This window comes from Reinekea marina (assembly GCF_030409715.1).
Taxonomy (GTDB): domain Bacteria; phylum Pseudomonadota; class Gammaproteobacteria; order Pseudomonadales; family Natronospirillaceae; genus Reinekea; species Reinekea marina.
On sequence record NZ_JAUFQI010000001.1, the window covers coordinates 3,461,275 to 3,474,968 of the forward strand.

Annotated in this window: 14 protein-coding genes; 5 read left to right on the forward strand and 9 right to left on the reverse strand. The window is 43.6% G+C overall.

Annotation, left to right across the window (positions count from 1 at the left end):
• The first annotated feature begins 11 nt into the window (after window positions 1-11).
• Window positions 12-1,319, forward strand: a complete 1,308-nt coding sequence (locus QWZ13_RS19240) for an NAD(P)/FAD-dependent oxidoreductase (protein ID WP_290283202.1) — start codon at window positions 12-14, stop codon at window positions 1,317-1,319.
• A gap of 25 nt (window positions 1,320-1,344) precedes the next feature.
• Here the strand turns inward: QWZ13_RS19240 and QWZ13_RS19245 are convergent, their stop codons facing one another.
• Both QWZ13_RS19245 and uvrD read right to left on the reverse strand, forming a co-directional pair.
• A complete protein-coding gene (locus tag QWZ13_RS19245) occupies window positions 1,345-1,854 on the reverse strand; it encodes a DNA-deoxyinosine glycosylase (RefSeq protein ID WP_290283203.1) in 510 nt (169 codons plus the stop codon).
• A gap of 16 nt (window positions 1,855-1,870) precedes the next feature.
• The gene (gene uvrD / locus QWZ13_RS19250) at window positions 1,871-4,033 is read right to left on the reverse strand and encodes a DNA helicase II (protein ID WP_290283434.1); all 2,163 of its coding nucleotides are present in this window, start codon (window positions 4,031-4,033) and stop codon (window positions 1,871-1,873) included.
• A gap of 152 nt (window positions 4,034-4,185) precedes the next feature.
• Here uvrD and QWZ13_RS19255 point away from each other — a divergent pair, with 152 nt between their 5' ends.
• Window positions 4,186-6,939, forward strand: a complete 2,754-nt coding sequence (locus QWZ13_RS19255; RefSeq protein ID WP_290283204.1) for a putative bifunctional diguanylate cyclase/phosphodiesterase — start codon at window positions 4,186-4,188, stop codon at window positions 6,937-6,939.
• 245 nt (window positions 6,940-7,184) lie between these two features.
• A complete protein-coding gene (locus tag QWZ13_RS19260; protein WP_216000553.1) occupies window positions 7,185-7,379 on the forward strand; it encodes a PA3496 family putative envelope integrity protein in 195 nt (64 codons plus the stop codon).
• A 51-nt stretch (window positions 7,380-7,430) separates the two neighbouring features.
• Here QWZ13_RS19260 and QWZ13_RS19265 read toward each other — a convergent pair whose 3' ends face one another.
• Both QWZ13_RS19265 and QWZ13_RS19270 read right to left on the reverse strand, forming a co-directional pair.
• Window positions 7,431-7,571 (reverse strand): hypothetical protein, encoded by a 141-nt coding sequence (locus QWZ13_RS19265; RefSeq protein WP_290279890.1) that lies wholly within the window; start codon window positions 7,569-7,571, stop codon window positions 7,431-7,433.
• A complete protein-coding gene (locus QWZ13_RS19270) occupies window positions 7,549-8,094 on the reverse strand; it encodes a gamma carbonic anhydrase family protein (RefSeq protein WP_252729015.1) in 546 nt (181 codons plus the stop codon). Before QWZ13_RS19270 ends, QWZ13_RS19265 begins: the two co-directional genes overlap by 23 nt.
• Window positions 8,095-8,309: 215 nt before the next feature.
• Here QWZ13_RS19270 and QWZ13_RS19275 point away from each other — a divergent pair, with 215 nt between their 5' ends.
• On the forward strand, window positions 8,310-8,870 hold the full coding sequence (locus tag QWZ13_RS19275; RefSeq protein WP_290283205.1) for a phosphoribosyltransferase: 561 nt from the start codon (window positions 8,310-8,312) through the stop codon (window positions 8,868-8,870).
• A 64-nt stretch (window positions 8,871-8,934) separates the two neighbouring features.
• Here the strand turns inward: QWZ13_RS19275 and malG are convergent, their stop codons facing one another.
• The 3 genes from malG to malE form a co-directional block, all read right to left on the reverse strand.
• Window positions 8,935-10,194 (reverse strand): maltose ABC transporter permease MalG, encoded by a 1,260-nt coding sequence (gene malG / locus QWZ13_RS19280; protein ID WP_252729017.1) that lies wholly within the window; start codon window positions 10,192-10,194, stop codon window positions 8,935-8,937.
• Between the two features lie 16 nt (window positions 10,195-10,210).
• Window positions 10,211-11,779 carry a maltose ABC transporter permease MalF gene (malF, locus tag QWZ13_RS19285; RefSeq protein ID WP_290279897.1) on the reverse strand — a complete coding sequence of 523 codons (1,569 nt, stop codon included), beginning with the start codon at window positions 11,777-11,779 and terminating at the stop codon, window positions 10,211-10,213.
• A gap of 240 nt (window positions 11,780-12,019) precedes the next feature.
• Window positions 12,020-13,174: a maltose/maltodextrin ABC transporter substrate-binding protein MalE gene (malE, locus tag QWZ13_RS19290; protein WP_290283206.1), complete on the reverse strand. Its 1,155-nt coding sequence runs from the start codon at window positions 13,172-13,174 to the stop codon at window positions 12,020-12,022.
• On the opposite strand from malE, the gene QWZ13_RS19295 reads away from it, so the two are divergent.
• Window positions 13,146-13,268: a hypothetical protein gene (locus tag QWZ13_RS19295; RefSeq protein ID WP_290279901.1), complete on the forward strand. Its 123-nt coding sequence runs from the start codon at window positions 13,146-13,148 to the stop codon at window positions 13,266-13,268. The two genes, malE and QWZ13_RS19295, sit on opposite strands and share 29 nt — an antisense overlap.
• Window positions 13,269-13,278: 10 nt before the next feature.
• On the opposite strand, the gene QWZ13_RS19300 is transcribed toward QWZ13_RS19295, so the two are convergent.
• Window positions 13,279-13,407 carry a hypothetical protein gene (locus QWZ13_RS19300; RefSeq protein ID WP_290279903.1) on the reverse strand — a complete coding sequence of 43 codons (129 nt, stop codon included), beginning with the start codon at window positions 13,405-13,407 and terminating at the stop codon, window positions 13,279-13,281.
• A gap of 45 nt (window positions 13,408-13,452) precedes the next feature.
• Window positions 13,453-13,629, reverse strand: coding sequence for a hypothetical protein (locus QWZ13_RS19305; RefSeq protein ID WP_216000557.1), 177 nt, complete (start codon window positions 13,627-13,629; stop codon window positions 13,453-13,455).
• Window positions 13,630-13,694 lie beyond the last annotated feature (65 nt).

Below are 13,694 nucleotides of genomic sequence, written 5' to 3' on the forward strand. Positions count from 1 at the left end.
CCGAGGTCTGTATGATTTTTCCAAACAATGATGATGGCTGTGGCTGGCTTAACCAACTCGCACCACGTACGCCTAACGTTGAACTAAAAAAAGCGATCCAATGCGATTGGCTGATCATCGGCGCGGGTTACACGGGCTTGTCTGCAGCACGACAACTTGCAGCACTGCGACCCAATGACCGTATTGTTATTGTTGATGCACAACGCGCGGGCGAAGGTGCCAGTGCCAGAAATTCTGGCTATTTAGTTGACTCAACTTTGAACGACGGCCACCTGACCGGAGAGCACCTCAGTTTATACAAGCAAAAATATGATTTAAATCGAGCCGCCTTAGAAACAGTTAAAAGATTTGTGGATGCTTATCAGGTAGATTGTGATTGGGATGACTCAGGAAAATTTCACGCAACGTCGATGCTCAAAAACGAAGCAAAGCTCACTCAATTTCATCAAACATTGGCCAGCTGTGGCATTAAAAGTTCATTGCTGGCGGGTAGCGAGTTACACGAGCGCCTTGGTACCAAATTTTATCGCATGGCGGTGCACACGGAAGGTGGAGTCATGTTACAACCGGCTAAATTAGCGCGCGCTATGATTACCGCTTTACCCAATAATGTGGCGTTATATGAGAATACGCCTGTCCACAAAATAGAATACGGCTCCAAAAAAGTATCGGTGACTACACACCAAGGTTCAGTGACGGCGAAACAAATTTTATTATGTGCTAACGGCTTTTTGCCATCGTTAGGTGCATTCACGCAACGCGCCTTTCCTTTGACGTTAACCGCTAGCTTAACCCGTACGCTTACCGAACAAGAATATTCATCAATCGGCTCGCCAAAACCTTGGGGGTTATTGTCGGCACAAGCTATGGGCGCAACCGTACGGTTAACCGAAGATAAACGCATTATGATTCGTAATACGGCTGAAGCGATCACCGGTGTTCACTTATCAACTCAAGGGTTGCAACGGCGTATTCATGTTCACAAGCAGGGCTTAGAAAAACGTTTCCCTTCTCTGCCCGATAACCTCATAGAGCACAGCTGGGCAGGCATCACCTGTATCAGCGGAAACTCAGCGAATATTTTTACTCGGGTCTCAGAAAATTGCCTTGCCGCTGGCTGCTATAACGGTGGAGGTATTGGCTTGGCTACGCACTTTGGTGAGCAGCTCGCTTATTTAGCCATCGGCGAGAACACGCCAGAAATTGAACAGATAAACCAGCGCCCACAACCGAATTGGTTGCCACCCCAACCCTTTTTACAGTGGGGAGTTAAAATGCGTTTAGCCAAAGATAGGCTGTTCGCAAAAGCCGAGCGTTGATTAAAACGCTTAAGTGAGTAGTTCTCTAAAAGTACAAAGATAAGCATTGGTGCCATTGCTGACACTTTTGTTCAAATGACATCGCCGCAAAAGCAGGGCTTGTTGATGGCAACTTGTGTGTGGCGATGTTGGCAAATACAGGCTGCTTGGCAAATACTTTTTTAAAACTGGATTCTGCTTTACCCCCGTTGAATAAAATAGCCTCCACACTTGTGTGTTGCGTTATAAAAGCATCAATGGGGTTTGCTTGTTCCGTTTGTATATTGATGGCGCTGTCTAAACTGCCTTGACGCTCTGCCCGGCCAAGCACATCCCACAAGGCTATATTTTTATCGAGTAAGCCCGCTAGGCGGTGTTCATAGTCTGACTGTTCATCTAGACCAAAATAGCGACACATGATGGACCAAAAAGCATTTCTTGGGTGCGCGTAATATTGGTGCGCGTTGAGAGAAGCAACGCCAGGAATCGAACCCAAAATTAATACTTTGGGCTCGCTCTTTGTTTCCGCATCAAAAGACTGAATGGCGTTATTCATAAACTGCTATTTTTGCTTACAACGGAATCAAGTTAGCGTATTGCAGCATGAGCACGCGCTCTTTACCTTCATCAAAGGCAACGGTAATTCGAGTTTGGGCACCTCCGCCTTCGGCGTGAACAATGGTGCCTTCGCCAAACATGGCGTGTTCGACGCGCTGCCCCATAGACAAACCTGCATCTTCTACAGCCATGTTTTGTTGCAAACCAAAATTAACTGGACGAGAGACTTGGGCGCGTAAGCGAACTTCATTTAAGTATTCATCGGGTATTTCACGTACAAAGCGTGACACACTATTAAATGTTTCATTACCGTACAACCGTCGGCTTTCTGCATAGGTCAGCGTTAACTCTTTTTTGGCACGCGTTATACCAACATAGGCGAGTCGACGCTCTTCTTGAATGCCGCCGACATCATCCATCGACATTTTATGAGGAAAAAGATTTTCTTCCATCCCGGCTAAAAATACGTGATCGAACTCGAGCCCTTTTGCACTGTGCAACGTCATTAGATTTACGCTGTCTTCAAATTCATCGGCTTGGCCGTCACCAGCATCCAACGACGCTTCCCCTAAAAATTGCGCCAGTAATTCACCTGTCGATTCAACATCGACTTCGGTTGAAAAGCTTTGTGCCGCGGTAATCAACTCGTTTAAGTTCTCTATACGAGTGCGCCCTTTTTCACCCTTTTCTTTCTCGTGGTATTCGATCATGCCTGAAGCGTCGTTTACAAACTTCACTATATCGCCCAGATCATCTTGTTCGATAACCTCAACTTCGATATCTGAAATGAGTTGCATAAAATTCTTGAGCGCATTGCCTGCGCGTGCGGCAAATACACCATTTTCTAGCGCTAGCTCTGCCGCTTGCCACAAAGAGCAGCCCTGATCGCGAGCAAATAATCGCAAAGTCTCAACCGTTTTATTACCAATGCCTCGAGGAGGAACATTGATGATTCGCTCCATAGATGCATCGTCTAATCGGTTAACCACTAAACGTAAATAAGCGACTGCATTGCGTATTTCCATTCGCTCGTAGAAGCGAACACCGCCATAAATTCGATACGGCACCTGAACCTGAATAAGCGCTTCTTCGAGTACGCGTGATTGAGCATTTGAACGGTAAAGTAAGGCTATTTCGCTCGGGTTTGTCGAGGATTCGATGAGTCGCTTCATTTCGTCTGCAATAAATCGTGCTTCATCTTGCTCGTTAAAACCCGCATATAAACGGATAGGCTGGCCATCGTCGCCTTCTGTCCAAAGTTTTTTACCTAATCGGCCGCTGTTGTTTTCTATTACCGCATTCGCGGCATTCAAAATATTGGCCGTCGAACGATAATTTTGCTCTAAACGCACAACTTCGGCATCACTTTGAACCGCCGAAAAATTTTGAATGTTTTCTACTTTCGCACCACGCCAACCGTAAATTGATTGGTCATCATCGCCTACGATCGTTAAGCTTAGCTTCTCTCCGACCAGAACACGTAACCAAGCGTATTGAATTTCGTTAATGTCTTGAAATTCGTCGACCAAGACATGCGTAAATCGGTCTTGGTAGTGGGTCAATAAATCAGGTTGATTCAGCCATAACTCGTGAGCACGCAACAACAATTCACCGAAATCGACCAAACCGCTTTGTTGGCAAAGCTCTTCGTAGCGGCTATATAAATCTTTTAATGTTTCTTGATACCAATCACCTTGGGTTTGAACATATTCCGCTCGGCGACCCTCATCTTTTTGCCCGTTAATAAACCATTGAACTTGCTTAGGCTGAACACGATCATCGGTAATATTGAGATCGGCCATGATTCGTTTAACTAATCTCAGCTGATCGTCAGAATCCATGACCGTAAAGTTTTGCGGTAGATTAGCTTGTTGCCAATGTGCTTTTAACAATCGATGCGCTAAACCATGAAATGTGCCAACCCATAAACCGTGAGAAGGCGTTTCCAATAACTCTTCAATTCGGCCTTTCATTTCTCGTGCAGCTTTATTTGTAAAGGTAACCGCTAAAACACTGTAGGGAGAGGCAAGCCCTGCTGCAACGAGCCAACCAATGCGATGCGTTAATACGCGTGTTTTACCAGAACCAGCGCCCGCTAATACGAGTAAATGCTGTGCATCGCTAGTTACCGCTGCTCTTTGTTCGGTATTAAGCAAATCTAGTTGCAGAGAATTCATGAAAAAGCCTACTGTATATAAAAACAGGCTAAGTTTATCAGAATGAAATAAAAAAGGCTTGGCCATTGAAAATTTTCAATGAAATCAAAGAAAAGCGCGTCATATCCCAAAAACTTGCTTAAAAGTATCTATAATTAATTCACAGACTATAAATGAAGATACAGATGTACTCAGAATTTGAGACTTTAAGGCACCGACGCCTACAATATTTACTGAAAAATGCACCCTATTATTGGCTCACTAGCCTTGGTTTAAGCATCCTCTGTGCAATATATGAGCTCAATTTCAAAGAAACTCTGCACCTGGGTTCTATCGCTGTATTAGTGTGTGTATCTATTGCGGGTTATTTATCAACAGTTTTCAGCCAAGTACAGGCTCGCAAAGACCCTTTGTGGAGCCCGGTGTTATGGTTTTTGGCTATTTTATTGTGCAACAGCATGGTTTGGGGGCTTTTTGCACGCCACGAGCCCTTTTTTAACTCGCTTGCCCTTGTATTAGCAGCGGTTGCCAGTATGGCCTTCTACTCGCATGGCCGCCTAAGTGCTGCAGCCATCATTCCAGCAACGTTAATTCCAATTCCTTTTTTGTATTTTTCAAACCTTGAGTTTTTATGGCAACTTCATTTGCCCGCGATCATTTTAATATACATTGCCAGTAAGCAGCGCCACTCAATGGGTTTGGCGAACGTCCGGAGCGATTTTGAAGCATCGCGCTTGAATCATATGATGACGACAACGCAAACCGATCTGCAAAAAACCATTCAGCAAAAAACCCACGAATTACAGGAAGCAAATGCACGACTCAGTACTGAAGTCGATCTGCGTAAAGACGTAAACCAAGCGCTTATTAATAGCGAAGAGCAACTTAGTCTAGCTATTGCAACTGCAGGCATTGGGTTTTGGGATTGGGATATTCCCGCACGCAAAGTTTACCACTCAGACACCGAGCGCTTTTTTGGGTTTCAGCAATTGCCAGGACAAGAACCTTTGGATTTGTTCGATATCGTGCTTGAAGACGATATCCTTGTGATCAGAAAAGCCATGCTTGACCACCTACGTGGAAGGACAGATTACTATACCGCGCGGTATCGCGTTAAAACGATACGCAACCAAGATATCAAGTGGATCGAAGACACCGGGAAAATCAGCGAACGGGATGATTTAGGACGCGGCGTTCGTTTACTGGGAACGCGCCGAGATATCACCTTAGATATGCAACAGCAAGAAGAGCTGAGTTTGGCGGCCAGTTTATTTAATACCAATCCAGACGGTGTATTTATTTTAGATGCACAACAAAACTTCAGAACCTGTAACCGTGCATTTTGTGACATTTTACAACGACAAAAAGGTGAGTTACTTGGTGAGCCTTTATTCAAAGTATTGAGGACAGAGCAGCACGCACGGATAGAATTAGGTGTAGCCAACAATGGACGATGGAATGGCGACATTGTCGCCGCCAGAGGAAAAGATGAGCGTATACCTATTTCCTTAACTCTGACCGCCGTCACTCGAGATGATAAATCTGTATCGCATTACTTAGGCATTTTTAGAGACTTATCCGACGTGAGCTCGGCCACGGCCAACACAGAAACGCTCGGTCATACCGATAAACTCACTGGCTTGTATAATCGTGGTTATTTTCATCAGGTTTTGAATCAATTCCATGAACACCGCCCATTGCAAGAAAATCATTACGCCGTGTGTGTTTTAAACTTGGACCGATTCAAAACCATCAATGAAAGCTTAGGCATCGAAGTTGGGGACCAACTGTTAAGTGATTTGGCGGCTCGCTTAAACAACTTGCAAGAGCCGGTAAGGCAGGTGTCTCGCTTAAGCAGTGATGAATTTGCTTTAATTATCGAGTATGAAAACGACCAAAATCACCTGCATGAAATTTTAACCGCTATCCAAGCCGATGTGACTCGTCCATTCTTAGTGGACGACCATGAGCTCATAGTTACGGCCAGTATTGGGGTTTGTATCGTTTCAGAAAATAACCTGAGCCAATTAATGAATCACGCAATTGCGGCTATGAATCAGGCGCGTTATAAAGGCGGCAATAATTTTCAGTTCTATCATCAAAAACTCGCGACTTCGCCTTTAGAGCGGTTACAACTTGAAAAATCGCTGCGCAAAGCCATCGTAAACCATGAATTCTCTGTCGAATTCCAACCTAAATTGAACCTCTCCAGTGGCATTATCGATTCTGTCGAAGCGCTGGTTCGCTGGCGGCACCCACACAAGGGCTTACTCGATCCACAAGATTTCATCCCATTAGCAGAAGAAACAGGATTAATATCGGCCATTGGCGAGCAAGTGCTGAATAAAGCCTGCATGGAGGCCTCTACTTGGCGTGACCGAGGGTTTGGTGATATATCCGTTTCGGTTAACTTATCTAGCCACCAGATAAGACGTGATGATCTCTACGAAGTGATACAAAATGCACTCAAAACCTCGCAGCTACCGGCTGAGTACCTTGAGCTAGAGCTGACCGAAAGCATGTTGATGGAAGACATCAATCATGCTCAGGACTTTTTGAATCAATTAAGATCTCTCGGTGTGCGCTTGGCGCTAGACGATTTTGGCACGGGTTATTCCTCTTTAAGTTACTTAAAGCGATTGCCAATAGATACCCTGAAAATAGACCAATCGTTTGTGGCAGAGATACGCCCGGGAGAAAAAAGCCCGATCGTTGAGGCCATTATGGCTATGGCCGACAGTTTGAATTTAAGCGTTGTCGCAGAAGGCGTTGAAACTCGCCAACAACTGGAATATTTAGAATCGCTGGCTTGCGATTACGCACAAGGATTTATCATTAGCCGAGCGTTACCTGCATCTGAAATTCTCACCTTAATCAGGCATTCAAACTTACAAATGCTGAATCAAAGCCCCGAATCAGTGCATTAGAAATGCGCTGATTGACCTCTCAAGACATAAAAACGCGACTTTAGCATTGTTGGCGCGACACTTGCTTACTTAATAGCGACCAAGTGACCTAGCCAATTTGGAAAGCGTCTTCATTGCTACGATGAAGTTCACAGAAATGTCATCCGAAATGGCTAAAATTACTCTCGAACTGAGCGATGATACGTACTCTTGGTTGAACGACTTATAACAATAATACGGCAGTAGCCTCTAAAGGAGCCATGTAAATGTCTACAAACCTTTTTGAACTCGAATTGGCCAATATTGAAGACTCTATCCTCCACAAGCCAGCCGATGCTAGCCAAAACAAGCGACAAGAAAACCATCGTCGTCTTGCGGCTCGTCGAGCTATTGAAGACTATATGGAGCAGCAAAGAATGCGCTCTGAGTATCACGACCTTGAGTTAGACGTTTTTAACTAACAGGGTAAACAATAAAGGCCGCATTAGCGGCCTTTATTGCTTTTGAAGCTGTTACTTAACTCTACGCGAGATGTTACCGATGGTTACCTGATCGCAGCACTCACCTTTTTCTTGATGGGGAGAACGGCCAGTCTGCTCAAAAAACTTACAAAAATTAACACCCTGCCAGTTATACGACTGATAAACCTTCATCAATGTACTGGTCTTTCAATTTACAATAGTTTTTGGCTGAGTATTTAAAAAAACTCAATTCTTTGTCGGTCAACTTTCGAGCTTGTTTCGCGGGTGAGCCAATGTACATATAACCCGATTCTAAGCGTTTTCCAGGTGGTACTAAAGCACCCGCCGCAATGATGACCTTATCTTCTACCACAGCACCATCTAATACCGTTGCTCCAATACCAATCAACACTTCACTTCCAATCGTACAGCCATGCAAACAAGCTTGATGCCCAATTGTGACATCTGAGCCAATAGTTAAGGGGTATCCTAGTTCATTGTAATCACTGGCGTGAGTAATATGCAGCACGGCACCGTCTTGTACAGAGGTTCGAGCACCGACGGATATTCGATGCATATCGCCTCGTATAATTGCGCCAGGCCACACAGAGACATCATCTTCTAAGGTAACATCACCCAGCACAAAACTGAGTTCTGCAATCATTACTCGTTGCCCGAGCCTAGGCTGCTGATCTCCTAACGTATGAATTGCCATGCGACTGTACCCTCCTGAAGTTTTTGGTTTTATCGCAAAAACTTACCACAGACACAGGTTAAAACACATGATTCTTTCGGTAAGCGCTCCTGAGCTTGCTTAAATGCTGAGATTATTGAGCGAACCGTTGCAATTTAAACTAAAATTAACCCATTCTCGTCAAGGTCGTTTATAATTCTGGCCAACAGGTTAACTTTCCTTTTAAGGTTCTCAACATGACAGACAAGGTTTTTATCAGCTCGCAAGAGCTCTTGCAGGACTCCTTTCGCTTGGCACATAAGGTATTAGAAGATGGCTTTCGTCCAGATTTTATTATTGGTATTTGGCGTGGGGGCGCTCCGATTGGTATCGCAGTACAAGAGTACTTTGATTTTAAAGGCATAGAAACCGATCATATTGCGGTTCGAACATCGTCTTATTACGGTATAGGAAAGCAATCTAAAGAAATTAAAGTACATGGTTTACACTACTTAATTGATCACGCCAATGCTGACGATTCGCTACTTATTGTTGACGATGTTTTTGATTCAGGTCGCAGTGTAGACGCCCTGATCAAACAAATTCGCCAGCAGTCTCGGTTAAACACACCGAAAGATATTCGCGTTGCCTGCCCGTGGTATAAACCTAAAAACTCACAAGTGGACATTGTTCCTGACTACTACGTTCAGCAAAGTGAAGAGTGGTTGGTTTTCCCACATGAATTATCTGGCCTTACGCCAGAAGAATTAGTCGAAGGCAAAAAAGAACTCAGTGCGATTAAAGATATACTTCTTTAAAAATGCCGATATAAAAAAGGCTCCTAAACGTAAGTTTAGGAGCCTTTTTTTGTGCTGTTAGAAATTAACCTTTCACACCACCAGAGGTTAAACCACCTACAAGGAAGCGCTGAGCAATTAAGAATACAATTGTAATTGGAACGCCGGCTAAAACGGCGGCCGCAGCGAAGTCGCCCCACAATAAATTTTGATCTTGAATGTATTGCTGTGATCCTACTGCGAGCGTCATCTTATTAATGTCACTGATTAACAAAGCCGCCAAAGGGTACTCATTCACAATACCAATAAAAGCCAAAATAAACACGACGGCCAATATAGGTACACTTAATGGCAATAAGATTTTATAAAATGTTTGCCACGGTGTTGCGCCATCGATTGAAGCAGACTCCTCCATCGCGGGATCAATGGTATCGAAATAGCCAATGATCAAGAAAATATTCAAAGCCATCCCGCCCATATAACCAAAGATGAGCGCCGAGTGCGTATTAAGTGCCAACAGATCAATAAATGCACCCAACTTATCAAAGATTAGGTACAACGCGACCAAGAATAAGGTATTCGGAAACATTTGAATAACCAGTAAACTTTTAAGCATCTGATCTTTACCCGTAAAGCCTAAACGCCCAAAAGCGTATGCTCCCGTGGTAGAGAACAATAAAATTAGGAAGCCGGTAATACTGGCTACTTTTACTGTATTCATTAACCAAGACAACACAGGGAATTTAGGAACCGCTACATAAGCATCCCCGTATTGTAAGGTCGTTCGCGTTGCACCTTCTGGTAAACTCGGTACATCTAACTGCCCATTGATCGAGCCCTCGGGCGTTGTGAAATGAACATCACTTGAGTATTGATCACGGTTTTCTTCTAGATCTAATACAATTTTCTGATAATCGTAAAAGCCTCGCTTGTCTGCCCCTTCAATGATGATTTTGTCGCCTACTTGATTCAAGAAGGAAATCGCCAAGTAACTGGTAATAGGAAAGTCTTCTTCACTGAATTCCGTGTCTGCTTGCAACGACCAGCGACCATCAGCGTAAAAAGTAAGATCCCCTAAGCCGTTATTTAACTCAACAACCTCGACACCGTCTAAATCTTTCTTAAGCGGGTTCATACCGGTGTAATTGTTCTCCAGCGCTAACGCCCAGTGCTCCATTGTAGGGCTAGACGGTATAAGCAAATTAACTGGATCTACTAAGGTTTGGCCACTGCGAAATGAAATCGAAATAACATAGAGCAATGGATAGATAACAAAAAACAAGAATGCTAAGAGTAAAATGTGTACGCCAACAACTCGGGCGAAAAACGATTTTGATTTAACCATGTGAATTCTCCGAGAATTATTTTTGCACGCCAATTTTTACTTTCAATGCTTTGAGATAAAACACAGCCATGATGCCAATCATCACAAAGATAAAAGTCGATATGGTTGCACCCAGTGCATAATCTTGCGTATCACCCAAAAAGGCCAATCGGTAAGCATAGTTCACCAGTAAATCGGTTCCACCAGCGGGAGGATTAGAGGCCAACATCAGTGGAGCGCCTCGGGTTAAGAGCTGAATTAATACAAAGTTGTTAAAGTTAAATGCAAAGGAGGCAATCAACAACGGCAACAAAGGTTTAATGATTAACGGCAAAGTAATCTTAAAAAAGTTTACGATGGGGTTCGCTCCCTCTAAGCTCGATGCTTCGTATAGATCTTTCGGGATTGATTGCAACATGCCTAAGCATAAAATAAACATATAGGGGTAACCTAAATAAACATTCACCAGCAAGATTTTGGTTTTCGACATGGTGATGTCAGTATCCCAAGCCACCTGAAATTGAAACAGCGCATCTAAGGCGTGGTTAATCTGCCCAAAGTTCTGATTGAACAGTGCTTTAAAAACGAGCATTAGAATAAAGGCTGGCACCGAGTAAGGTAAAATCAATAGCAGCTGATAAATACTGCGGCCTTTGATTGGGTCCCATTGCACGAAACTCGCTAAGACAATTCCCAGCATAAATGTTGCGGCCACGGAGAATATAGAAAAGAAAATGGTCCAGGTAAAAATTGATAAAAATGGTTTTAACATATCTTTATCAGTGACGACTCTTATGTAGTTATCCAAACCAACGTTAACTTGGAAACCGGGAGAGACATAATCGCCATTGGGTAGCTCGAAGAAGCCAGTTTCAAAATTTGCGGAAACCTGCTCCCCTGTATCTTGATTGACCAACACATCGTCTTTTTCAGCGATCCACAATGGGTGTATTTCTGCATATTCCCGTAATTTAGATTTCGCGAGCTCTGTACCATTAGGCAGCACCAGCTTGATATCGGCGAGTGGTTGTCGGTAAGTAATCACAGACTTTCTTGGGGCTTCTTCCAGCGCTGGCTCTTCGTTGATTGGCACCATGGGTAGTTTAATGGCTTCAGAATTGTCTAATCCAATCGGATCTTGCGTGATGAACATTTGATCATCGTTCGCCACCAGCGCTAGGTGAAACTGATCACCTTGGTGATAAATTTTTAAACCATAAGATTCACTGCCTTCGGCAATATACGTTTGGCTTAAGAAATAATTCTTAGCTTGCTCATATTCGAGTAAGTGCAGGTTTGACTTATTCGTAAAGGTCAGCCCTAAGGTGTATAAAATCGGCATGATGATAAAAAAGGAAACGCCAACAAGTGACGGGAATATATAGCGCCAGACATAAGCTCTATCTGACGTAAATACGAATGCAAAAGCACACGTAAACACCAGCATAATGCCTGCGTATAGCATTTCACCTTGGGCATACATTAAAAAGGTAATGTATAAAAAAAACACCGACAACGTGCAGACTAAGCCGTACTGAATTACCGTTTTCCATCGCTCCTGGGCCGTCATTTCTGGCGCCATCGGGATGGCGTTTGCATTCGCCATGTTCCATCCTTTAATTTACTTGTAATTGATAGGGCTAAGATTAAAGTTTAATCGTTGATTTGTAAGGGTTGAATTTAACACAGTTGGGCAAAACCCAGCTTAATCCATTTCGTTGGTGGACTGCCCCTTAAGCTCTTCACTTAGATTATAGTTAAGCTCAAAAAAAAGGGCTTACAGCCGCAGCTATAAACCCTTTTTTAACCCCCGAATAGAGTTACGGGGGTCTAGCTAACGGATCACTTATTCAGTGATACGAGCCGCTGCATCATTCAATGCCGCTTCAGCTGTTTGCGCACCTTGAGTAATAGAGGTTAACGCAGCTTCCATGTTGCTCCAGAACGCATCCATTTCTGGTACGTTTGGCATTGGCTCACTGGTTGTCCAAACTTTAAAGGCTTCAGCAATACGCTTATCTTCTTTACCCACTTTCTTCATGAATTTCTTATGAGTCACGGCACCTAGGGCACGATCATCATTAACCATGGTCAAACCTTCTTCAGTTAATAGGTAGTTTTCAATGAACTCTACCGCTAACTCTTTGTTTGGAGAAGAAGCGTTGATACCAGCAGAAAGTACGCCAGTGAAAGCTCTTGGCTTACCTTTTCCTACTTTAGGATAAGGTGCAAGTTCGAAATCGATGCCCGCTTTTTGGTAATCAGCCCAAGCCCATGGTCCGTTAATGACACAAGCTACTTCGCCAGCTTTAAATGCGGCATCGAATACGCCGTAGTCAACACCAGCCGGCATAACACCTTCGTCGATTAAATCTTTAATCATTTGAGCACCAGCAATGGCACCCGGAGTATTAACACCCGTTACTTTAGAATTGTAAGAACCATCAACCTGTTCAAACGCGTAACCACCTTCAGCTGTTAAGAAGCCATAAGTGAAGTAAGTGTTGTTGTAATCCCACATAAGCGCTTTTTTACCTTGAGCTGCTAGGCCAGGCGCTGCTTCACGTACTTCATCAATAGATTTAAATGGCTTGTCAACGATATCGGTGTTACAGATCTGAGTAGGACCTTCAACGTTGATTGGGTAACCATAGACTTGACCGTTATAAGATGTAGCCGACCAGAAAGAGTCATCTAATGCTTTCATAACATCTTTACTTGGAGAAATTGGAGAGATCAAACCAGACTTCGCCCAAGAGCCAAATCGATCGTGTGCCCAAATGAAAACGTCTGGACCTTTACCAATAGCAGCTTCTTGCTGGAATTTACCGGTTGCATCATCAGGCGTTTCAACAGTTACAGTAATACCAGTGTCATCGGCAAAAACATCACCGACTTCTTGCAAACCGTTATAGCCTTTATCTGAACCAATCCAAATGGTCAGAGAGCCTTCTTCCCAAGCCATTGCTTGAGTGCCTAAGGTAGCACTGGCAACAGCCAACGCCGTAACTAATGTTTTCTTCATCATTGTTGGAGCTTCCTATCTTATTATTGTCGTGTGCCTAAGAATTACTTCATTACAGCACTTAAATTAACGTCTTCTACTTAAGTGTCCAAGATCGGTTTTTTCATTCTACGGTAAAATCCACCTAACCCACCCCATCTAACTACCACTTTTGGCAAATTAGACGGAATGGCCATGAAATGTTTGACGATCTTAAGTCTATTGCTCAAAGGGTGAACAATAGCTGAATGCCAACTTTTTATTTGCCTTACGCTCTATTCATCGTCTAATAACGAATAATGCGTTTGCAATTGATACGCCACCAAAAAGGCAATCAACGCCCCGAGTGTGCAAAAAATCGATAAGCTGAACAGGCCACTGTCAATAAGTACCATGGCAGTACCTAATAAAGCGCAAGCGGTAAAAACGGTAATCAAGAACAACCCTTTCATACAACCCCCTCTCTTCAGAATTCTAGCGCACCCTGCGCCAACTGGTTAAAGAGAGTTTAGTTCAC

Excerpts from the sequence above, each read along its gene's own strand:
- QWZ13_RS19240 (WP_290283202.1), top strand. The coding sequence starts at position 12 with ATGATTTTTCCAAACAATGATGATGGCTGTGGCTGGCTTAACCAACTC.
- QWZ13_RS19245 (WP_290283203.1), bottom strand. The coding sequence starts at position 1,854 with ATGAATAACGCCATTCAGTCTTTTGATGCGGAAACAAAGAGCGAGCCC.
- uvrD (WP_290283434.1), bottom strand. The coding sequence starts at position 4,033 with ATGAATTCTCTGCAACTAGATTTGCTTAATACCGAACAAAGAGCAGCG.
- QWZ13_RS19255 (WP_290283204.1), top strand. The coding sequence starts at position 4,186 with ATGAAGATACAGATGTACTCAGAATTTGAGACTTTAAGGCACCGACGC.
- QWZ13_RS19260 (WP_216000553.1), top strand. The coding sequence starts at position 7,185 with ATGTCTACAAACCTTTTTGAACTCGAATTGGCCAATATTGAAGACTCT.
- QWZ13_RS19265 (WP_290279890.1), bottom strand. The coding sequence starts at position 7,571 with ATGAAGGTTTATCAGTCGTATAACTGGCAGGGTGTTAATTTTTGTAAG.
- QWZ13_RS19270 (WP_252729015.1), bottom strand. The coding sequence starts at position 8,094 with ATGGCAATTCATACGTTAGGAGATCAGCAGCCTAGGCTCGGGCAACGA.
- QWZ13_RS19275 (WP_290283205.1), top strand. The coding sequence starts at position 8,310 with ATGACAGACAAGGTTTTTATCAGCTCGCAAGAGCTCTTGCAGGACTCC.
- malG (WP_252729017.1), bottom strand. The coding sequence starts at position 10,194 with ATGGTTAAATCAAAATCGTTTTTCGCCCGAGTTGTTGGCGTACACATT.
- malF (WP_290279897.1), bottom strand. The coding sequence starts at position 11,779 with ATGGCGAATGCAAACGCCATCCCGATGGCGCCAGAAATGACGGCCCAG.
- QWZ13_RS19305 (WP_216000557.1), bottom strand. The coding sequence starts at position 13,629 with ATGAAAGGGTTGTTCTTGATTACCGTTTTTACCGCTTGCGCTTTATTA.